General features: G+C 67.1%; 14 protein-coding genes. 2 read left to right on the top strand and 12 right to left on the bottom strand.

The features are described 5' to 3' along the window. Positions 1-5 precede the first annotated feature (5 nt). Genes narH through OJF58_RS23895 form a run of 3 tightly spaced genes read right to left on the bottom strand, consistent with a single transcriptional unit; the run spans position 6 to position 6568 of the window. Entirely contained in the window at positions 6-1538 is a 1533-nt protein-coding gene (narH, locus tag OJF58_RS23905) for a nitrate reductase subunit beta (RefSeq protein WP_300780376.1), read from the bottom strand. Further along, on the bottom strand, positions 1535-5293 hold the full coding sequence (locus OJF58_RS23900; RefSeq protein ID WP_300780375.1) for a nitrate reductase subunit alpha: 3759 nt from the start codon (positions 5291-5293) through the stop codon (positions 1535-1537). Before OJF58_RS23900 ends, narH begins: the two co-directional genes overlap by 4 nt. A 24-nt stretch (positions 5294-5317) precedes the next feature. Then, positions 5318-6568 carry an MFS transporter gene (locus OJF58_RS23895; RefSeq protein WP_300780374.1) on the bottom strand — a complete coding sequence of 417 codons (1251 nt, stop codon included), beginning with the start codon at positions 6566-6568 and terminating at the stop codon, positions 5318-5320. A gap of 299 nt (positions 6569-6867) precedes the next feature. Between OJF58_RS23895 and OJF58_RS23890 the strand changes: the two genes are divergently transcribed. Further along, positions 6868-7515: a TetR family transcriptional regulator gene (locus OJF58_RS23890; protein WP_300780373.1), complete on the top strand. Its 648-nt coding sequence runs from the start codon at positions 6868-6870 to the stop codon at positions 7513-7515. Here OJF58_RS23890 and mfd read toward each other — a convergent pair. Both mfd and OJF58_RS23880 read right to left on the bottom strand, forming a co-directional pair. After that, positions 7403-10897, bottom strand: coding sequence for a transcription-repair coupling factor (gene mfd, locus OJF58_RS23885; protein WP_300780372.1), 3495 nt, complete (start codon positions 10895-10897; stop codon positions 7403-7405). The two genes, OJF58_RS23890 and mfd, sit on opposite strands and share 113 nt — an antisense overlap. Next, positions 10898-11167, bottom strand: coding sequence for a succinate dehydrogenase assembly factor 2 (locus tag OJF58_RS23880; RefSeq protein ID WP_300780371.1), 270 nt, complete (start codon positions 11165-11167; stop codon positions 10898-10900). Between the two features lie 85 nt (positions 11168-11252). Here OJF58_RS23880 and recG point away from each other — a divergent pair, with 85 nt between their 5' ends. Next, complete coding sequence (gene recG / locus OJF58_RS23875; RefSeq protein WP_300780370.1) at positions 11253-13334, top strand: ATP-dependent DNA helicase RecG; 2082 nt, start codon at positions 11253-11255, stop codon at positions 13332-13334. Here recG and OJF58_RS23870 read toward each other — a convergent pair. From OJF58_RS23870 to OJF58_RS23840, 7 genes are all read right to left on the bottom strand, one after another. After that, on the bottom strand, positions 13331-15349 hold the full coding sequence (locus OJF58_RS23870) for a DUF4139 domain-containing protein (RefSeq protein ID WP_300780369.1): 2019 nt from the start codon (positions 15347-15349) through the stop codon (positions 13331-13333). The two genes, recG and OJF58_RS23870, sit on opposite strands and share 4 nt — an antisense overlap. Positions 15350-15428: 79 nt before the next feature. Next, positions 15429-15836: an iron-sulfur cluster assembly scaffold protein gene (locus OJF58_RS23865; protein WP_300780368.1), complete on the bottom strand. Its 408-nt coding sequence runs from the start codon at positions 15834-15836 to the stop codon at positions 15429-15431. Beyond that, positions 15833-17053 (bottom strand): SufS family cysteine desulfurase, encoded by a 1221-nt coding sequence (locus tag OJF58_RS23860; protein ID WP_300780367.1) that lies wholly within the window; start codon positions 17051-17053, stop codon positions 15833-15835. Before OJF58_RS23860 ends, OJF58_RS23865 begins: the two co-directional genes overlap by 4 nt. Beyond that, positions 17050-18714 carry a molybdopterin-binding/glycosyltransferase family 2 protein gene (locus tag OJF58_RS23855; RefSeq protein WP_300780366.1) on the bottom strand — a complete coding sequence of 555 codons (1665 nt, stop codon included), beginning with the start codon at positions 18712-18714 and terminating at the stop codon, positions 17050-17052. Before OJF58_RS23855 ends, OJF58_RS23860 begins: the two co-directional genes overlap by 4 nt. Then, the gene (locus tag OJF58_RS23850; protein WP_300780365.1) at positions 18711-19439 is read right to left on the bottom strand and encodes an XdhC family protein; all 729 of its coding nucleotides are present in this window, start codon (positions 19437-19439) and stop codon (positions 18711-18713) included. The genes OJF58_RS23855 and OJF58_RS23850 overlap by 4 nt, the downstream gene beginning before the upstream one ends. A 3-nt stretch (positions 19440-19442) precedes the next feature. Then, on the bottom strand, positions 19443-19763 hold the full coding sequence (locus tag OJF58_RS23845) for an XdhC family protein (protein ID WP_300780364.1): 321 nt from the start codon (positions 19761-19763) through the stop codon (positions 19443-19445). 5 nt (positions 19764-19768) lie between these two features. Beyond that, complete coding sequence (locus tag OJF58_RS23840) at positions 19769-21034, bottom strand: VWA domain-containing protein (protein ID WP_300780363.1); 1266 nt, start codon at positions 21032-21034, stop codon at positions 19769-19771. Between the last annotated feature and the right edge of the window lie 79 nt (positions 21035-21113).

Genomic DNA, 21113 nt, shown 5'->3' with positions numbered 1-21113 from the left:
GGATCCTAAGTGTCCAGCGGCCGCATGGGGTTGAGCTTGCGGCGGCCCATCTTACCGCCGAACAGGGTCGAATGCGGCGGCCCGAAGTCGCAGCCGTTGCCGAAGGTGAAGCCGCACGAGCCTTTCAAGCCGTAGGCATCTTCGGCATCCTCGCGGTGGCTGGTCGGAATGACGAAGCGGTCCTCGTAGTTGGCGATCGAAAGATAGCGGTGCATGTCCTCGACCTGGGCGAGGCTGAGCCCGGCCTGCTTCAGCACCGCCTGGCCGTCGCCTTCGCCCAGCTGGCGCTGGCGGTAGTGGAGGCGCATGGCGAACAAGCGCTCCAGCGCCACGACGATCGGCTCCTCCGCGCCCGCGGTCAGGAGATTGGCAAGATAGCGCACCGGGATGCGCAACGACCGGACGTCCGGCAGCTCGCCGATCGTGTCGATCGCGCCGGCATTGGCATGCGACTGGATCGGCGACAATGGCGGCACGTACCAGACCATCGGCAGGGTGCGATACTCGGGGTGCAGCGGAAAGGCGATCTTCCAGTCGACGGCCATCTTGTAGGCCGGCGAGCGCTTAGCCGCTTCCAGCCAGGCATCGGGCACGCCGTCGGCGCGGGCCTGTGCCTCGACCGCCGGATCGTTGGGGTCGAGGAAGAGCGCGAGCTGCGCCTCGTAGAGGTCCTTCTCGTCCTCGACCGAAGCCGCCCGCTCGATCCCGTCGGCATCGTAGAGCAGCACGCCGAGATAGCGGATGCGACCCACGCAGGTTTCCGAGCAGACGGTCGGCTGGCCGGCCTCGATGCGCGGATAGCAGAAGATGCACTTCTCCGCCTTCCCCGAGGTCCAGTTGTAGTAGATCTTCTTGTACGGGCATCCCGACACGCACATGCGCCAGCCGCGGCACTTGTCCTGGTCGATCAGGACGATGCCGTCCTCCTCGCGCTTGTAGATCGAGCCCGAGGGACAGGACGCCACGCAGCTCGGATTGAGGCAGTGCTCGCAGAGCCGCGGCAGGTACATCATGAAGGTGTTCTCGAACTGGCCGTAGATGTCCTTCTGGACGGCCTCGAAGTTGTAATCCTGCGAACGCTTGTCGAACTCGCCGCCGAGGATCTCCTCCCAGTTCGGGCCCCACTCGATCTTCTCCATGGGACGTCCGGTGACGAGGGAAAGCGGCCGGGCGACCGGCGTGGTCGGCAGCTCCGGCGCCTTGTGCAGGTGCTCGTAGTCGAAGGTGAAGGGCTCGTAGTAGTCGTCGATCTCGGGCAGGTTCGGATTGGCGAAGATCCTGGCGAGGATCGCGAGGCGGCCGCCCTGCTTGGGCACGATCTTGCCGTTCTTCTTGCGCTCCCAGCCGCCGCGCCAGCGCTTCTGGTTCTCCCAGTCCTTGGGATAGCCGACACCCGGCTTGGTCTCGACGTTGTTGAACCAGGCGTATTCCATGCCCTGGCGCGAGGTCCACACGTTCTTGCAGGTGACGGAGCAGGTATGGCAGCCGATGCACTTGTCGAGGTTCATCACCATGGCGATCTGGGCACGGACCTTCATGACGCTGTCTCCCTGGTGGCGCGGTCGACGGGATTGCTGTGGTCCATCCAGTCGATCTTGACGAGCTTGCGGACGATGACGAACTCGTCGCGGTTCGAGCCGACCGTGCCGTAGTAGTTGAAGCCGTAGGCGAGATGGGCGTAGCCGCCCACCATGTGCGTCGGCTTGAGCACGGTTCGCGTCACCGAATTGTGGATGCCGCCGCGCAAGCCGGTGATCTGCGAGCCCGGCACGTTCACGATCTTCTCCTGTGCATGATACATCATGCACATGCCCTCCTTGACGCGCTGGCTGACGACGGCGCGGGCGGCGATGGCGCCATTCACGTTGAACAGCTCGATCCAGTCGTTGTCGACAATGCCCGCCTTGCCGGCATCGATCTCCGAGATCCACACGATCGGCCCGCCGCGTGACAGAGTCAGCATCAGGAGATTGTCGGTGTAGGTCGAATGAATGCCCCACTTCTGATGCGGTGTGATGAAGTTGAGCACGATCTCCTTCTCGCCGTTGGAGCGGGTGCCGATCATGCTGGCGGCCGAGCGGGTGTCGATCGGTGGTCGATAGACGGCGAAGCCTTCGCCGAAATCCCTAAGCCACGGGTGATCCTGGTAAAATTGCTGGCGGCCGGTGAGCGTACGCCACGGGATCAGTTCATGGATGTTGGTGTAGTTGGAGGTGTAGCTCACATGCTCGCTCTCGATACCCGACCAGGTCGGCGACGAGATGATCTTGCGCGGTTGCGCCTGGATGTCGCGGAAACGGATCTTCTCGTCCTCGCGCTTCATCGCGAGATGGCTGTGGTCGCGGCCGGTCACCTTGCCGAGCGCTTCCCACGCCTTGACGGCCACCTCGCCGTTGGTCTCGGGCGCGAGGTAGAGGATGGTTTCGGCGGCATCGACGTCGGTCTCGATGCGCGGCCGGCCGGCGGCCGGTTTCCCCTCGTCGACGCGATAGTTCAGCTCGCCGAGGCCGCGGACCTCGTCGGCCGTGTTCCAGGAGATGCCCTTGCCGCCATTGCCGAGCCTCTCGGCGAGCGGCCCGAGGGAGGTGAAGCGGCTGTAGGTGTTCGGATAGTCCCTTTCGACCACGGCGATCTGGGGCGCGGTGACGCCCGCGACGAGATCGCACTCGCCCTTTTTCCAGTCCTTGACGTCGAACGGCTGCGCGAGCTCGCCGGGCGTGTCGTGCTGGATCGGCGTGAGCACGACGTCGCGCTCCACGCCGAGATGACCCGCCGCCAGCTCGGAGAAGCGCCGGGCGATCGTCTTGTAGGTCTCCCAGTCGCTGCGCGATTCCCAAACCGGATCCACCGCCGTCGACAGCGGATGGATGAAGGGATGCATGTCGGAGGTGTTGAGATCGTTCTTCTCGTACCAGGTCGCTGTCGGCAGCACGATGTCGGAGTAAAGACAGCTCGTCGACATGCGGAAGTCGAGCGTCACCACCAGGTCGAGCTTGCCCTCGGGCGCGGCATCGCGCCACGCGACGTCGTGGGGCTTCGCGCCGCCCATCTCGCCCAGATCCTTCCCCTGCAGGCCGTTGCGGGTTCCGAGGAAGTGGCGAAGGAAGTATTCGTGGCCCTTGCCGGACGATCCGAACAGGTTCGAACGCCAGATGAAGAGGTTGCGCGGGAAGTTCGCCGGATTGTCCGGATCCTCGCAGGCCATGGCAAGGGCGCCCGATTTGAGACCGGCGACGACATGATCCTTCACGTCGACTCCGGCCCTTTCGGCGTCGGCCGCGATCGTCAACGGATTGGTGGCGAGCTGTGGCGCGGACGGCAGCCAGCCCATGCGCTCGGCGCGGACATTGAAATCGATGATGCTGCCGCGGTATGCCGCCGGATCGGCGAGCGGTGACAGGAGTTCCGAGACGTCGAGCCTCTCGTAGCGCCACTGGTCGCTGTGGGCATAGAAGAACGACGTGCCGTTCATCTGTCGCGGCGGGCGGACCCAGTCGAGCGCGAAGGCGAGCATCGTCCAGCCGGTCTGCGGCCTGAGCTTCTCCTGTCCGACATAGTGGGCCCAGCCGCCGCCCGAGACGCCGATCGTGCCGCACATCATCAGCATGTTGATGATGCTGCGATAGCCCATGTCCTGATGATACCAGTGGTTCATGCCGGCGCCGATGATGACCATCGAGCGGCCCCTGGTCTTCTCGGCATTCTCGGCGAAGCCGCGCGCGACGGTGATCGCCTGCGCCGCCGCCACGCCGGTGATCGGCTCCTGCCACGCCGGCGTATAGGGCACGTCGTCGTCGAAGCCCTTGGCGCATTGGCCGCCAAGGCCCCGATCCAGGCCATAGTTGCCGCAGAGGAGATCGAATACCGTTGCGACCGCCGCGTCCCCGTCGGCAAGCCTGACGCGGCGCACAGGGACATGGCGCAGCAAAACGTCGCCATCTTGGGCGTTCGCCGAGAAGTGCTCGTGCGGCCGGCCGCCGAAATAGGGGAAGGCGACGGGCACAACGTCATCGCGGCGGTCGATCAGGCTCAGCGCGAGGCGGACCTCCTCGCCGGTCTCCCCGTCCTTCGCCTCGAGATTCCACCGTCCCGACGCCTCGCCCGCCATCGGCCAGCGGTAGCCGATCGATCCCTGTGGAACGACGAGGTTGCCCGTTGCCTCGGCCACACCGACCGTCTTCCATGCGGCACGGCCCGACACCGGTGCATCCGTCAGATCACTGTGGCGGACATAGCGATCCGGCACCCAGCGCCCACCGTCCTGGCGCAGCCGCACCAGCATCGGCATGTCGGTATAGCGGCGGCAGTAGTCCTGGAAATACGGCACTTCGCGATCAAGGAAGAACTCGCGCAGGATCACGTGGCCCATGGCCATCGCGAGAGCGGCGTCCGTGCCCTGCTTGGGATGCAGCCACAGGTCGGCGAACTTGGCCACCTCCGCATAGTCCGGCGTGATGGTGACGACCTTGGTGCCGTTGTAGCGGGACTCGACGAAGAAATGCGCGTCGGGCGTACGCGTCTGCGGCACGTTGGAGCCCCAGGCGATGATGTAGCCGGAATTGTACCAGTCGGCCGATTCCGGAACGTCGGTCTGCTCGCCCCAGGTCTGCGGGCTCGACGGCGGCAGGTCGCAGTACCAGTCGTAGAAGGAAAGAAGCGTGCCGCCAATGAGGCTGAGATAGCGCGCACCCGAGGCATAGGAGACCATCGACATGGCCGGGATGGGCGAGAAACCGACCACGCGGTCCGGTCCCCAGCGCTTGATCGTGTAGACATTGGCGGCGGCAATGATCTCGCTCACCTCTTCCCAGCTCGAGCGCACGAACCCGCCGCGGCCGCGCACGGCCTTGTACGCCTTCGCGGTTTCGTCGTCGCCGACGATCGCGGCCCAGGCCTCCACCGGCCCCTGCGTCTTGCGCGCCTCGCGCCATGCCCGGACCAGCCGCCCACGCACCATCGGATACTTGATGCGGCTCGCGCTGTAGAGGTACCAACTGTAAGAGGCGCCGCGCGAGCAGCCGCGAGGTTCGTGGTTGGGAAGACCGGGGCGTGTGCGCGGATAGTCCGTCTGCTGGGTTTCCCAGGTGACGACGCCGCTCTTGACGTAGATTTTCCAGCTGCATGAACCGGTGCAGTTCACGCCGTGGGTCGAACGCACGATCTTGTCGTGTTGCCAGCGCTGACGATAACCCTCCTCCCACATCCGGTCCTCGTCGCGCAGCTCGCCATGCCCGTCGGCAAAGGGCTCGTGCCGGCGGGTGAGATAGGCGAAACGTTCCAGAAAATGACTCATGTCGCTTCTCCTCGCCCGTCCGGATCAGGGCCGCGTTGCCAGCGGCTCGACGGTCTCTCCCATCACCGGGGCGCGCCGGACTTCCGTCAGGTAGCTGAGCATCAGGGACACGGCAACGATACCGTAGAGCAGCATGAAGATGCTCGAGTTGAAGCCGAGCCAATCCAGCAGACGGCCGAACATGATCGGCAGAAGAAAGCCGCCCAGACCGCCCACCATTCCGACGAGGCCGCTGACGGCACCGATGTCCTGCGGGAAATCCATGCCGATGTACTTGAAGGTCGAGGCCATGCCGAAGGCGAAGGCAATGCCGACGATGAAAAGAAGGCCGCAGAACAGCCACGGCGACAGCGCGATGGTGAAGCTCCTGGTGCCGTCGACCGTGCGGATCGCGAAGTCGGTGTGCGGATAGGACAGCAGGAACAGGGCAATCCAGGCAACCCACAGCACCCACCAGGTCACTTCGTGGGCGCCGAAACGATCCGACAGCGCGCCGCCGACGCTTCGCAGCAGCCCCCCCGGCAGCGAAAAGCTGGCCGCCAGCAATGCCGCCTGCGTGACAGAGAAGCCGTATTCGCTCACGAAATACTGCGGCATCCAGACCGACAGGGCGGTGAAGCCGCCGAACACGATGGAGTAGTACTGGCAGTACTTCCAGACGCGCCGGTCGCGCATGACGGCCAACTGCTGACGCAGCGAGCCCCCGGCCTTGCCGGCACCCGGATCCGGCGCCGACAGGAGCCAGAAGATCGCTGCAGTGAGCAAAAGGGCCGTCGCATAGGTGCGCGGCACCGCCTGCCAGCCATAGGCGTTCATCAGTGACGGCGCGACAAACATGTTGAGCGCCGCGCCGACGGTTCCCGCGCCGAACACGCCCATGGCGAGGCCGCGCCGCTCCGGCGGAAAGAAGCGCGCCACATAGGGCGTGCCGACCGAGAAGGACGCGCCGACCAGCCCCAGCGCCAGGCCGAGCAGGAGAAACTGCCAGAAGGCCGTCGCGTCGGCCGCGAACCAGAGCGGGACCGCACACAGCACCAGCAGCAACGTCATGAGGATGCGGCCGCCGACGCGATCGGTCCAGAGGCCGAGCGGCAATCGGAAAAGAGAGCCGGTGAGGATCGGCGTGGCTGTCAGTAGCCCGAACTGCGTCGAATCGAGCTGCAGCTCGCGGCGCAGAGGAATGCCGATTACCCCGAACATCATCCACACCGCGAAGCATATGGTGAACGCCCAGGTGGTGACGATCAGCACGATGATGTTACGCCGGCCAGACACGCTGTTCTCCCCCGTAAATCGCCCAGGTGAGACCATGAAATCCTGCCAGGAGCTTACATGGACCCGAAAGCACGTCCATACGCATTTCCGCACATACCGTCTCCGCCCTCGACAACGGTGCATACGGCGACAGGCCAGCCTCGGAAGCCATGTCGTCCTGAACGAAGCGGTGGACCTTGCGATAGATCAAGGATCGTTCGCCACGTTTGGAGCACCGGGAACGGTTGCCTGGAGTGACGAACACCAGGTCCTATGTTAATGAGAATATGATATGTTGATCGGCATATCCTGAAGGTAAGGTGCCCGTCAGCGCCGCACGCAAGGCCCGCACCAGGGCCGAGATCTTCGAGCATGCCGCCCGCCTGTTCCGGTTGCGCGGCTATGCCGGCACCAACATCGACGACATCATGCTGGCGGCCGGCCTCACGCGCGGCGCCTTCTATGCCCACTTCAGGTCGAAGGGCGATCTTTTTGCCGAAGTGATCCTCGCCGGGCACGGCCTGCTGGCCGCGGTGCGCGCCTCGGATGCGGAGACGGCCCTCGCCCTCTACCTCGACAAGGCGGCGCTTGCGGCCAATGCCCAGGCATGCACGCTGGCGTCGCTCCCGGGCGACGTCGCTCGCGCGCCGATGGCGGCGCGTCTGGCCTATGCCAACATCCTCTACGCCCTGATCGGAGAGCTGGCCCGCGGCCGGCGAGGACGCCGGCTCGATGCCGATGCGACCACCGTGGCCATCCTGGCCGTCGGAGCGCTCGCCCTGGCCCGCGCCTGCGGCGACACGCGGCTCAGGGATTGGTTGCTGCGCTGCGCCAGGCGGGCGGCGCTCCCGCTTCTCAAGCCGCGAGCTTCGCCATCGCGGAAACGATCCCGGTCACGCCGGAAAGCCGCTGGCGCTCGTCCGGCCAGACGCGCTGCACGATCACGCGCTGGTCGGGCCTCGCCTTGACCAGAGGCGCGTTCTTCTGGATCCAGCCGATCAGGCGGTCGGGCTTGGGGAACCTGTTGTCGTGGAAGCTGAAGACGACGGCCTTCTCGCCCGCATCGATCTTCTCGACCGAGGCGGCGCGACACAGGAGCTTCAGCGACACGGTCTTCAGCAGGAACTCGGCCTCGGGCGGCATCTTGCCGAAGCGGTCCACCAGCTCGGCGGCAAAGGCATCGATGTCGTCCTGGCTGGTCAGGCTGCCGAGCCGCCGGTAGAGCCCCATGCGGACGGAAAGGTCGGCGACGTACTCTTCGGGAATCAGGACGGGAATGCCGAGATTGAGCTGCGGCGACCATTCGGCCCGTGCCGCCTCCTGCGCGCGACCGCGCGCGGACGCCACGGCCTCCTCGAGGAGCTGCTGGTAGAGCTCGATGCCGACCTCGCGGATATGGCCGGACTGCTCCTCGCCCAGGAGATTGCCGGCGCCCCGGATGTCGAGGTCGTGGCTCGCGAGCTGGAAGCCGGCGCCCAGCGTGTCGAGCGTCTGCATCACCTCGAGCCGCTTCGACGCCGCCTCGTTCAACGCCCGGCCCGGCGGCACGGTGAGATAGGCATAGGCCCGGGTCTTGCCGCGACCGATGCGGCCCCGGAGCTGGTAGAGCTGCGCCAGGCCGAACATGTCGGCGCGGTGGATGATCATCGTGTTGGCGTTGCGGATGTCTAGCCCGCTTTCCACGATGTTGGTCGACAACAGGACATCGAACTTGCCGTCGACGAAATCCTGCATCGTGTTCTCGATCGCGGTGGCTGACAGGCGACCGTGGGCCATGCCCATGCGGATCTCGGGCACCAGCTCGCGCAACTGCTCGGCGACACCCGCGAGATCCTCGATGCGCGGGCAGACATAGAAGCTCTGCCCGCCGCGATACTGCTCGCGTAACAGCGCCTCGCGGACCGTGACCGGGTCGAACGGCGTCACGAAAGTGCGCACGGCCAGGCGATCCACCGGTGGCGTGGCGATCAGGCTCATGTCGCGCACGCCGGTCAAAGCCAGTTGCAGGGTGCGCGGGATGGGCGTGGCGGTGAGGGTCAGCACATGGACATCGGCCCGCAGCTCCTTCAGCCGCTCCTTGTGGGCGACGCCGAAATGCTGCTCCTCGTCCACGATGAGCAGGCCGAGATCCTTGAACTCGATGCTTTTGGCGAGGAGCGCATGCGTGCCGACCACGATATCGACCGTGCCCTCCTTCAGCCCCGCCTTGGTCTCCTTCGCTTCCTTGGCGCTCACCAGACGCGACAGCCGCCCGATCCTGAGCGGCATGCCCTCGAAGCGCTCGACGAAGGTCCGGTGATGCTGTCGCGCCAAGAGCGTCGTCGGCCCGATGACGGCCACCTGCTTGCCCGACATCGCCGCCACGAAAGCGGCGCGCAACGCCACTTCGGTCTTGCCGAAGCCGACGTCACCGCAAACCAGGCGATCCATCGGCTTGCCGGACCCGAGATCGTCGATCACGTCGGCGATCGCCTGCAGCTGGTCGTCGGTCTCGGCGTAGGGGAAGCGGGCGCAGAACTCGTCGTAGAGTCCTTCCGGCGGGCTCATCGTCTCGCCGCGCTGGACGGCGCGCTCGGCGGCGATCCGGATCAGCCGGTCGGCCATGTCGGCGATGCGCTGCTTGAGCCTGGCCTTGCGTGACTGCCAGGCGACGCCGCCCAGCCGATCGAGCTGGGCGCCCTCCTCCGCATTTCCGTAGCGGCTCAGCACGTCGATGTTCTCGACCGGCACGAAGAGCTTGTCGCCACCCTCGTAGGTGAGCCGCAGGCAGTCGTGGCGCGCATTCTGGATCTCGAGCGTGACCAGCCCTTCGTAGCGCCCGACGCCGTGCTCGCGATGCACGACGAGATCACCGTCGCTGAGCGCGGAGGCCTCGGCGATGAACCGCTCCGAGGGGCGGCGCTTCCTGGCCGGCCGGGAGAGCCGGTCGCCCAGGATGTCCTCCTCGCCGACGACTTCCAGCCCGTCGAGGATGAAACCGTGCTCCAGAGGCCAGACCGCGACGCCGACTGCACCAGGCGGCAGGCCCAGCACTGTCGCATAGTCGTTCACCGGAACGGGCGTCGTCGCGCCATGTTCCTGCAGGAGATGCTGCAGGCGCGCCGCCGACCCTTCAGTGTAGCTGGCGATCAGAACACGCCGCCCCGACTCGTTGGCCGCCTTGATGTGCTCGGCAACCTCGTCGAACAGGTTGACGCCTTGGGTGGTGCGGGCCTTGGCGAAGCCGTCGTGGCGCCGCCCGCCCAGATCGATGGCATCGGCGGCCTCGGGCGGCGCATCGAAGCTCGTGAACTGGACGACGCTGTGGTTCTCCAGCAGGGCTTCCCACTGCGATGGCTTGAGATAGAGTCGCTCCGGCGGCATCGGCTTGTAGTCCGCGCCGCCGCTCATGCCGCCCTTGGCGCCGGTCTTCTGGCGCGCCTCGTAGTAGTCGACGATCAGCTCGTGCCGCGCCTCGAGCGCCTCCCTGAGCTGATGATCGTTCGTGATGATCGCTCCGGGGCAGTAATCGAGGATCGTCTCCATCCGTTCGTGAAACAGAGGCAGCCAGTGCTCCATGCCGACATGGCGCTGGCCGGCGGACACGGCCTCGTAGAGCACATCCTCGCCGGCGACATTGCCGAACAGCTCGCGATAGCCGCTGCGGAACCGCGCGATGCTGTCGCGCGTGAGCAGCACTTCGCTCACGGGCAGAAGCACGACCAGATCGCGCTCGCCCGTCGAGCGCTGGCTCATCGGATCGAAGGAACGGATCGCTTCGAGCGTGTCGCCGAACAGGTCGAGGCGCAGCGGCTCGGGCGTGCCAGGCGGGAAAAGATCGACCAGCCCGCCGCGGACTGCGAACTCGCCAGGCTCCATGACCGTATCGGCCCGGCCGTAGCCGTTTTCGCCCAGGAACTTCGTGAGCGAGGCCACCTCGACGGTCTGTCCCTTGCGCAGCACCGTCGCCGCCTCGGCATAGAGGTTATGCGGCGGCACCCGCTGCAGGACCGCGCCGGCAGAGGCCAGGATCACCCGGGCCGGCGCTCCCGGTTTGCGCGGCGCCGCAAGCCGCGCCAGTGTCTCCAGCCGCTCGGCGACGATATCCGGATGAGGCGACAGTCTGTCATAGGGCAGGCAGTCCCAGGCCGGGAAAACCAGCACCTCGCGCCCGGGTGCGAAGAAGCGCAGCCCGTCCTGCAGGCGTTCGAGCCGCTGGCCGTCGCGCGCCACGTGCAGAATGTCCTGGCCGCCGGTGGTGCGCACGATCTCGCTCAGCACCAGCGCGTCGGCGCCCTCGGGCAGGCCGGCGATGGTCCAGCGGCCGGCCTTGCGATGCAGCACGGCCAAACGTTCGGCAAGCGACGACACTCAGAACCTCACACGGAACGCCAGGAACCGGCGCAGCACCGGCGTGTCGGCCTCCGGCGGCACGGGCACCCTGCCGGCGACCCAGTCGAAGATCTCGTTGTCGCCGACCTCGAGCAGCCGCTCGTACTGGTCGAGCTCGACGGCGCCGAATTCGGCGATGTGGGCGCGTGCGAACTGGCCAAGGAGAATGTCGTTCTCCTTGTTGCCGCGATAGACACTGCGATAGAGCAAACGCTTGCGCCGCGTCTCCAGTTCGAGAGCTTCGCCCATCTTTTCCCCAGGGTTCGGCCGAAAAAGGGCGTAGCATATAGGCGGCGGGGATGGCGAAGTCACGCGGCCCGAAACCAGACCTCTCATGCGTCCGCAGAGCCTCACCCCCCTCTTCGCCCAAGTGACGTCCCTGCCTGGCATCGGGCCGCGCCTGGGCAAGCTCGTGGAAAGACTCGCCGGGCCGCTGGTGGTGGACCTGCTGTGGCACCTGCCCTTCGCCGTCGTCGACCGGCGCAAGGCCCCCCGGATCGCCGAGGCCAGGGCCGGCGAGGTCGCCACGATCACGGTCAAGGTCGGCCAGCATCTCGTGCCCCGCAATTCGCGCCAGCCCTACCGGGTCTGGTGCTCGGATGACAGCGGTGATCTTTGCCTCGCCTTCTTCAATGGCCGCGAGGATTACCTGAAGCGGCTGTTGCCGCCGGGCGAGGTGCGCGTGGTGAGCGGCAAGGTGGAGATCTACCAGGGCGAGCTGCAGATGACGCACCCCGACCATGTCGTTCCTCTGGATCAGCGCGACTCCATCTTGCGCGTCGAGCCGGTGTACGGCCTGACGGCCGGCCTTACCCAGAAGCCTTTGCAGAAGGCGATCGCCGGAGCCGTGGAGCGTGCGCCGGGCCTGCCCGAATGGACGGATCCGGCTTACCTCGCCCGTCAGCATTGGCCGGGCTGGAAGTCGGCTCTCGAACAGGTGCACTCGCCGGCCGCGGAAGCCGATCTGCTGCCCCAGCATCCGGCCCGGGCGCGACTGGCTTTCGACGAACTGCTGGCGAGCCAGCTCGCGATCGCTCTCATACGCCATCACAACCGCACCGTGGCAGGGCGTTCGACGAAGGGCGATGGCCATCTGCGCGATCGGGCGCTGGCCTCCCTGCCCTTCGAGCTCACCGCGAGCCAGAGGGCGGCGATCGACGAGATCGCCGTCGATCTCGCCCGGCCCGAGCGCATGGTCCGGCTGCTGCAGGGCGATGTCGGCAGCGGCAAGACCCTGGTTGCCTTCCTCGCCATGCTGATTGCGGCGGAAGCAGGCGCGCAGGCCGCATTGATGGCCCCGACCGAGCTGCTCGCCCGCCAGCACTACGTCACCATCGCACCGCTCGCGGAAGCGGCCGGCGTGACGCTCGCGCTGCTCACCGGCAGGGACGGCCAGCGCCAGAAGAAGGCGACGCTCGAGGGGTTGGCGTCGGGTTCGATCCGGCTCGTCGTTGGCACGCACGCGCTGGTGCAGGAGGATGTCGAGTTCGCGGACCTGGCCCTTGCCGTCGTGGACGAGCAGCATCGCTTTGGCGTCCATCAGCGCATGGCGCTCTCGTCCAAGAGCCATGCTGTCGATCTGCTGGTGATGACGGCAACACCGATCCCGCGCACGCTGATGCTGGCCGCCTATGGCGATCTCGACGTCTCCAAGCTCACCGAGAAGCCGGCCGGTCGTCAGCCCATCGATACCCGCACCATTCCGTTGGAGCGCATCGGCGAGGTGGTCGATGCCGTCGGCCGCACGATCGCTACGGGAGCGCGCATATACTGGGTCTGCCCCCTGGTCGAGGAGTCGGAGGAAGTCGACCTTGCCAACGCCCAGGAACGCCACCGCCTGCTCGGTGAGCGCTTTCCCGGCAAGGTCGGGCTGGTCCATGGGCGGATGAAGGGGGCCGAGCGCGAAGCTGCGATGGCGGCCTTCGCCGACGGCCGGCTTTCCATCTTGGTGGCGACCACGGTGATCGAGGTCGGCGTCGACGTGCCGGCGGCGACAGTGATGGTGATCGAACATGCCGAGCGCTTCGGCCTTGCTCAGCTCCATCAGTTGCGTGGAAGAGTCGGCCGCGGCGCCGCCAGGTCGACCTGCCTTCTGCTCTATGCGCAGCCACTCGGCGAGACCGCAAGAGCCCGCCTTGGCATCATGCGCGAAACGGAGGACGGGTTCCGCATCGCCGAGGAGGATTTGCGGCTGCGCGGCGCGGGCGAGCTGTTGGGCACGCGACAGAGCGGCCTGCCGGATATGCGGCTTGCCGACCTTTCCGCTCACGCCGACCTGCTCGAGGCCGCCCGCGACGATGCCCGACTGACGATCGAGCGCGATCCCGATCTTCGGTCGCCGCGCGGCGAGGCGCTGCGCGCCCTGCTCTATCTCTTCCGCCGCGACGACGCCGTGCGCACGCTACGTGCCGGTTAGCCCTGTCCGAGCTTGGAGACGTAGCTGCGAAGAGCGTCGTGGGCGGCATCGAACGCCTTTTGCGCGTCCTCGTGCTTCTTGGCGATGCCCTGAAGATCGTCCTCCTGCTGGTCGAGCATGCCGAGGTAGCGGCGCTGCAGGTCGCTGTTGGCCGGCACGCTCGCGAGGTTCTCGCGCACGCGGGCCTGCTCCTGCACGATCTTCTGGTGCTGGCTCTCGACCTCCTTGAGCTGGCGCCGGGCGTCGGCGACGGCCTGCTGAAGCTGCACGACCTTGGCCAGCGCCTCGCGCGTCTTGCCGTCGAATTCCTGTGCCGAGGCGAGGACCTTGATCTGGTCGACCGGTCCGTCGATCAGGCGCAGCACCTGCTGCTGGGTCTGCTCCTGGACCACGTCGAACACCTGCGTCTGCTCACCGCCTGCCAGCTTGAACAGCAGGCGGTACTTGCCCTCACTGATCTCGACGCCCTTGGGATCGGGCTTGACCAGCGTCCAGCCCGGCAGGCGCGTCTGGGTCACGATCAGGTCGCGGGTGGCGCGCGACGGTCCGCGAATGCGGTAGGTGACCGTCTGGCGCTGCCGCCGGCCATAGCGCAGGACACCGTCGGCGATGGTACCGTTTGCGATCTGCTCGGTTCGCGCCGCGTCCTGCTCGATCGTGATCTTGTCGTCGAGCGCAAAGGGCAGCAGGCGGGTCTCTCCGACCGGCAGGCCGGCAAGCTCGGCATCGCCGGCGTACGTGAGGTCGCTGCCCTTGCCGCGCTGGTAGATGGTGACGATGCCGGGCGGCAGGCCGGTCTCGCCGTCGTTGGTGAGGCGCACGGCCGCGAGCGGATTGCGCGCCGCGGTTTCAGGCTGGTAGAGCGCGATGCGCTGGCCGGCCACTTCGCGATCGAGGAACGGAACGGAGAGCGTGCGGCCGTTCTCGACACTGACGGGCCGGGGGAACTTGAACGTCACCTGCGTCACCGCCTCCTGCGCTTCGAGCTGCTCGGCGGCGGCGGCAAGCTTCGGCAGGGCGATCGCCGCCTTCGGCGCCTGCTCGCCGTAGCGTTGCGCGGGAGCAGCCGGAGACGGCGCGGGCGGCGGGGGCGGCGCGGCCATCGCCACTGCACCGCGATCCACGGTCGGCATCAACCGCCCGGCGACTTCGATCGGCAGCTCGGGGCGGTGGGCGTAGTAGGCGTCGTAGAGCGCCTGGTGGAAGGCCACCGGCCGGCCGGAAACAAGCGTCAGCTCGACATCCTTCCAGTCCCGGCCGCTCAAATTCTCGATCGTGGCCCAACCCTGCAGGATCGACCGCGGCGTTCCCGCATCGGGCGGCAGAGTGAGCCGATAGGACGCCTTCCAGACAGGGACCGCGACGATATAGGCGACGCGCACGTTGCGCTTGCCGTCGCCGCGGATCGAAAGCTCGAGCGTGCGGGCGTCCCTCGCCCGGTTGGACTGCAGAGCAAGCAAAGCCTGGCCGATCTTGTCGCGCAGAGTCGGATCGGCGAACTGCAGGCTCTCCGCCTCCTCCAGCACGAACTGCTGCAGCCCGTGGTCGGTAAGGAGCGTCACACGAGTGCGCTTTGCGGCGGTCTTGCCGTCGCTGCCGCCGGGCGCGGCGGTTTCCTCGACCGACACGATCCGCCCCGTCATCGCCCGGCTGCCGCCAACGGAAACCTCGGCCCCCTTCAGCGCATCGAGCAGCGTCGCCGGCGTCTCGAGCGCCATCTGGTCGAACGGCAGATCCTTGAAGAGCTGCCTGAGCGGCTCGCGGCCCGGCAGGCTGAGACCGCCGACATTGCCCTTGTCGTCGTAGACGACGAGACTCTTCAGCACATCGTCGACCTGGTCGAGCGGCACGGTGAGCCTCAGCTGTGCCTCGCCTTCGACCGCCGCCTCGTACTCGAAGTAGCCGAGACCGCCCGACGACAACATCACCCGCTTGAGCGTGAGATCCTGAGCCGAGGCAAATGCGGGCAACGCCAGAAAACCCAGAAGGGCAATGGCGGTCAGCAAGCGTCGCATGAGGTCTCCCCCCGGAAACTCTAATCGCCGCAACGGTGATCCGGGACTATGACACAACCGCGGCAGGCGCGGGGAAAGTTTAGGAAAGCGCGTCCTCGAGGGCCTCGAACGGCAGCAGCACGCATTCATGGCGCGACTTGTGTTCGCGCACCGGGACGAAGGCCACGAAGGGCTCGTGTGGCTCGCCGACTTTCCGACCGATTGCCCGCTCGGCGTCATGCCGGAGATCGGCGACGCCGGCCGCATCGCGCCCGACGACGACCGATGCCAGCGCCGATGCCGAGGCCTGGCAGAGCAGGCAGCCGCGCACCTGATGGGCGATCTCCGCGATCTTCCCCTCGCCGTCCAGCGTGACGTCGATGCTCACGCGATCGCCGCACAGCGGGTTGTCGCGGCGTGCCGACTTCGTCGGCGACGCGAGCTTGCCCGCTCCCGTCTTCGCCTTGGCAAGCGCCACGATGCGCTCCTGGTAAAGCCGGTCGCTCATCGCAGGGTCTTCGCTGCGTGCCGGACGCCGGCCAGCAGGGCATCGATATCGTCGTTGTCGTTGTAAGGCGCCATCGAGGCGCGAGTCGTGCCGTCGAGATCGAAACGATCCATCAGCGGTTGCGCGCAGTGATGGCCGGCCCGAACCGCCACGCCGAAAGCATCGAGGGTCTGCGCCACATCGTGCGGATGCACGCCGTCGAGCATGAAGGACACGACGGGATAGCGGTTCTGCAGGCTGGCCGGCCCGAGAAGGCGTGTTCCGTCGATCTCTTGCAGGCCGTCCATCAGCCGCTGCACCAGCGCCATCTCGTGGTCGTGGGCTGCGCTCCAGTCGAGCGCCGCCATCCATTTGCAGGCCGCCCCGAGGCCGATGGCCGGGCCGATCGGCGGCGTGCCGGCCTCGAACCGGCGCGGCGGCGGGGCCCAGGTCGTCTCCGCGAGCGTCACGCGGCCGATCATCGAGCCGCCGCCATGGAACGGCGGCATCGCCTCCAGAAGCTCGGGCCTCGCCCACAGCACGCCGATGCCGTTCGGGCCATAGGCCTTGTGGCCGGCGAAGGCATAGAAATCGATCCCGAGTCCGGCGAGATCGAGCGGACCGTGCGGGGCGCGCTGGGCGCCGTCCAGCATCACTTTGGCGCCGACGGCCTTCGCCGCCTCGACGACTGCCCGCACGTCCAGCAGCGCGCCGGTCACGTTCGAGACATGCGCAAGAGAAACGAGCTTCGTCTTGTCGGTCAGCAAGCCTGGCAGCGCAGCGAGGTCGATGCGGCCGTCGGCCGTTACCGGCACCATGTCGAGCTCGACGCCGCTTCTCTGGCGCAGAAGCTGCCAGGGCACGATATTGGAATGGTGCTCCAGCTCCGAGAGCAGGATGCGGTCACCGGGCTTCAGCAACTGGCCGTAGGAATAGGCCACGAGGTTGATCGCTGCCGTGCAGCCGCCGGTGAAGACGATCTCCAGGGGCTGCACGCCCAGGAACTTCGCGACCTCGGCGCGGGCATTCTCGTAGGCCTCGGTGGCGCGCTCGGCCAGGCGATGGACGCCGCGCAGGACGTTGGCGCGGCCGGTCGTCTCGTAGGCGCGCACGGCATCGAGGACGGCCAAAGGGCTCTGCGCCGAAGCTCCGTTGTCGAGATAGTGAATGGGCCGGCCATCGATGATCTCCGACAGGATCGGAAACTGGCGGCGAACAAAGGCGACGTCGAAACTCATGGCGGACTCTGCACTGTTCCTCCGGCCCTGAACGCCGCCAGCGCCTCCGGCGTGTCGATGTCGGTGAGGGCCGCCTCGCCTGCCATCTCGACCTCGCAGACGAGATCGGCATGCTCGCCGATCAGGTGCTTGGCGCCGCTGTCGCCGGAGAGATTGGCCATCTCCGCGAAGAAGCGTCGGTCCCACAGCACCGGATTGCCGCGCTTGCCGCGGACCGTCGGAACGCAGATCGAGCGGCCTTCGACCGGATTGAAGGCGGCCAGCAGCCGGTCCAGCAGCGCGGTGTTGACCGCGGGCATGTCACCGAGCTGAACGACGGCCGCGTCGATATTCTTGCCCAGTGCGCCGATGCCGGTTCGCACCGACGTGCTGAGGCCGCCGGCGAAGTCGGGATTGATGACGAAGCGCAGCTTCGACTCGGCTGGAACAGCGCCTTCGATGACCTTTCTCACCTCGTCGGCCATGTGGCCCAGCACGACCACGACCTCGACCGCCTGCGAACTCGATGCCGCTTTGACGGCATGCACGACCAGCGGCGCGCCATTCGCGTCCGCGAGCAGCTTGTTGGGGCCGCCCATGCGGGTGGAGCGACCGGCGGCCAGGATCACGATGGCGACGCGCGGCGCCTGCTGCGGGCCGGCCTCCTCGCCATCGCCCTCGTCGCGGGGCTGAGGACGGGTCGAGATCTCGGCCAGCAGGCCGCCTGCTCCCATGCGCACCAATTCGGCGCGACCGACCGGCAGGCGCGCGGCCAGGCGCTCCAGCACCATGTCGAAGCCGTTGTATTTCGGCGACTTCGCGCAGCCGGGCAAGCCCAACACCGGCTTGCCGTCGAGCTCGCCGGTCAGCAGCAGATTGCCGGGATCCACCGGCAGGCCGAAATGGGTGACCGTGCCGCCCGCCTGGACGATGCCCGACGGCACCACATCGTGACGATCGACGATCGCCGAGGCACCGGCAATCAGGAAGAGATCGCACCCCTCCTCCTTCAGCTCCGTCAGCGCGGCGGCGATGGCCGCCGCGTCGTGGCCGCAACGGCGCTCGCCGACCAGCATACTGCCAAGCGAGGCGAGCCGCTTGCCGGTCGTCCCGACGGCCTTGTCGAGCACCTTGTCGCGGGTGCCGGCGAGCCTCGTCTGCACCAGGCCGGCCCGCATCGGCCGGAACGGCGCCACCGAGACCAGCGGCCGGTTCGCGGCCTTCGCCACCTCGACCGCGCGCGAGACGGCCGCGCGCGGCGCGGCATAGGGAATGATCTTGACGGTGGCCACCATCTGTCGCGGCGTCACGCGCGCAAACGGCGGAAGGGTGGCGACGGTCACTGCTTCGTCGAGCTCGTTCAGCTCGTCGATGCGCCGGGGATCGATCACCGCGAGGCCGGCCTCGCGCGCGAAATGATTGCAGCGCCCTGTGAAGGGTGCCGTGACTTCGATCCCCTCCCCGGCCAGCACCTTCGCCACCGTGGCGGCGGCTTCGTCTTCGTGGACGTCGTCGGGATCCAGGCGCGCGGCGACAACCGCCTCGACACCCAAGGCCTTGAGCTTGGAAATATCGTCGTCGGTGAGCAAGCGCCCCTTGGCAAAATTGATGCCGTTCGCGCGCCAGCTATGAGCCAGGATGGCGCCTCTGGCTTCCTCGATCGGGGTGTCTCCGAACCTCATGCTGCCGCGGCCTTAGGCGCGGCCAAGGCTTCCAGCCGGCGCGCGCGCACTTCTATGATCTGCCCCAGGATCGAGACCGCAATCTCCGCCGGCGACCTCGCGCCGATGTTGAGGCCGACCGGACCGTGGATGCGCGCGAATTGCTCCTCGGTGATGCCGGCGTCGATCAGCCGTTCCTTGCGCTTGGCATGCGTCCGCTTGCTGCCGAGCGCGCCGACATAAAAGACATCGGACCTGAGCGCCGCCTCCAGCGCCGGATCGTCGAGCTTGGGATCGTGCGTCAGCGTCACGACCGCGGTCGAGCCGTCAAGGCCCATCTTTTCGAAGGCCTCGTCCGCCCATTCCTGCATCACTTTCACACCGGGAAAGCGCGCGTCGGTCGCGAAGGCGCGGCGTGGATCGACGACCGTCACATCGAAATCCATCAGCGACGCCATCGGCGCCAGCGACTGCGCGATGTGCACGGCACCCACGATGATGAGCCGAGCGGGCGGAACGTAGACGTTGAGGAAAACCTTCTGGCCCGCGAGATCGACCGTCTCGCTGCGGCCGATCTTCATCGCGCGACGCGCGGCCGCGACGAGCGTCGCATCGCCCGCCAGCTCGCCGTCGGCGCGATCGGGGTAGACCAACGCCTCGGCCGCGTCGCTCAGCCGCGTCGCGAGCACCACCGCGCGCCGGTCGGTGCGGGCATCCTGCAGCGCCTTCAAGGTTTCGCTCTTCATCGGTCAGCTCACCTTCTCGACGAACACCTGCACCTTGCCGCCGCAGGCGAGGCCGACATCCCAGGCCTGCTCGTCGGTGACGCCGAAATCGAGGAGTCGCGGCTTGCCGTCGGCGATCGAGGCGAGCGCCTCCTTGACGACGGCGCCCTCGATGCAGCCGCCCGAGACGGAGCCCACCATGGCGCCGCTGTCGTCGACCGCGAGCTGGCTGCCGACGGGCCGCGGCGAGGAGCCCCAGGTCGTGATCACCGTCGCGACGGCCACGCCTTTGCCGGAGGCCTTCCACTTGCCGACCTGATCCAGGACTTCCAGCGCGTCGCTCATGGTCTTTACTCCTTGCGCAGTTCCGCTTGCCAGTTCGAGAGCCGCTTGTCGGCAGCGTGGCTTTTCACGTCCAGCGCCGCGATCAGCCCGCCCAGGCTTTCGAGATTATGCACCGGCCGGAATTCGTCGACATGCGGCAGCATCGCCTTGTTTCCTTGAGACTTGGGTTCGTAACCGCCGTATCTCAAGAGCGGGTTGAGCCAGATAAGGCGGCTGCACGACTTGTGGAGCCGCTCCATTTCCTCGGCGAGCCCGGCCGCGCCTTCGCGGTCGAGCCCGTCGGTGATCAACAATACCATGGCGCCCTGCCCCAGCACGCGTCGCGACCAGCGATTGTTGAACTCGTGCAGCGCCTGGCCGATGCGCGTGCCGCCCGACCAGTCCTCGACCTGCGCGGAGGCCTTTTGCAATGCGATGTCCACGTCGCGATTGCGCAGCGCGCGTGTCACATTCGACAGCCGCGTCCCGAAGGTGAAGCAGAAGACCCTGTCACGATCGTTGGTAATGGCGTGCATGAAATGCAGGAACATCCGCGTGTAGCGCGCCATCGAGCCGGAAATGTCGCACAGGATCACCAGCGGCGGCGGCCGCCGCCGTGGCTCGCGTCGACGCAGCTCGATCAGCCCCTCCGGCCGCAGTGCGCGGCGCAGCGATCCGCGGAAATCGACCCGCGGTCCGCGCACGGCGGAGCGATAGCGGCGCGTGCGCCGCTCGGGAACCGGCAGGCGCAATCGCGAGATCGCGCGCAAAGCCTCGTCGATCTCGGCCTGGCTCATCTGCTCGAAATCGCGGTGCTGCAGCACCTCGCGGTCGGAGACGGTGAAGGTCGCTTCGACCTCGACCTCCGGCGGCTCGCTCTCCTTGTCGTCGGGCGATTCGCCATGCCCGGGCTGCAAGGCCTCCTGCAGGCGACGACTGAGCTGCTTGCGCTTGTCCTCCTCGGCCGGCACGCCGACCTGTGGCAGCAGCATCTCCATCATCTTCTCCAGGAGACGCGGATTGCGCCAGTAGACGTGGAAGGCCTGGTCGAAGATCTCGCGCTGGTCGCGGCGGTTCACGAACACCGAATGGAGCGTCCAGTAGAAATCGTCGCGGCTCTTGAGTCCTGCCGCCTCGACCGCCTCGATCGCCCGCAGCACCTGCCCCGGACCGACACGCAGCCCGGCCGTACGAAGCGTCCGCGCAAAATGGACGATGTTGGTGGCGAGCTTGTCGCCACCCGAGCGGTCGCCGCGCGCCGGTTCCGCCGCAGAGGGCGGCAGCGCGTCCATTACGGCCTTCCGTAGTGGCTGCGTCGTATCATCCCGAACGAAGTGAGGCATCTTTCGCAACGCCGACCGGGGATCCCTC

Origin of the sequence: Enhydrobacter sp., from assembly GCF_030246845.1 — a bacterium.
Taxonomy (GTDB): domain Bacteria; phylum Pseudomonadota; class Alphaproteobacteria; order Reyranellales; family Reyranellaceae; genus Reyranella.
This window is presented reverse-complemented; position numbering and strand designations above follow the sequence as displayed.

What these genes read in the sequence shown, in the direction of transcription:
- OJF58_RS23865 (WP_300780368.1), bottom strand. Translation starts at nt 15,836, where the DNA reads ATGAGCGACCGGCTTTACCAGGAGCGCATCGTGGCGCTTGCCAAGGCG.
- OJF58_RS23855 (WP_300780366.1), bottom strand. Translation starts at nt 18,714, where the DNA reads ATGAGGTTCGGAGACACCCCGATCGAGGAAGCCAGAGGCGCCATCCTG.
- OJF58_RS23850 (WP_300780365.1), bottom strand. Translation starts at nt 19,439, where the DNA reads ATGAAGAGCGAAACCTTGAAGGCGCTGCAGGATGCCCGCACCGACCGG.
- OJF58_RS23880 (WP_300780371.1), bottom strand. Translation starts at nt 11,167, where the DNA reads ATGGGCGAAGCTCTCGAACTGGAGACGCGGCGCAAGCGTTTGCTCTAT.
- OJF58_RS23860 (WP_300780367.1), bottom strand. Translation starts at nt 17,053, where the DNA reads ATGAGTTTCGACGTCGCCTTTGTTCGCCGCCAGTTTCCGATCCTGTCG.
- OJF58_RS23845 (WP_300780364.1), bottom strand. Translation starts at nt 19,763, where the DNA reads ATGAGCGACGCGCTGGAAGTCCTGGATCAGGTCGGCAAGTGGAAGGCC.
- narH (WP_300780376.1), bottom strand. Translation starts at nt 1,538, where the DNA reads ATGAAGGTCCGTGCCCAGATCGCCATGGTGATGAACCTCGACAAGTGC.
- recG (WP_300780370.1), top strand. Translation starts at nt 11,253, where the DNA reads ATGCGTCCGCAGAGCCTCACCCCCCTCTTCGCCCAAGTGACGTCCCTG.
- OJF58_RS23840 (WP_300780363.1), bottom strand. Translation starts at nt 21,034, where the DNA reads ATGGACGCGCTGCCGCCCTCTGCGGCGGAACCGGCGCGCGGCGACCGC.
- OJF58_RS23870 (WP_300780369.1), bottom strand. Translation starts at nt 15,349, where the DNA reads ATGCGACGCTTGCTGACCGCCATTGCCCTTCTGGGTTTTCTGGCGTTG.
- OJF58_RS23900 (WP_300780375.1), bottom strand. Translation starts at nt 5,293, where the DNA reads ATGAGTCATTTTCTGGAACGTTTCGCCTATCTCACCCGCCGGCACGAG.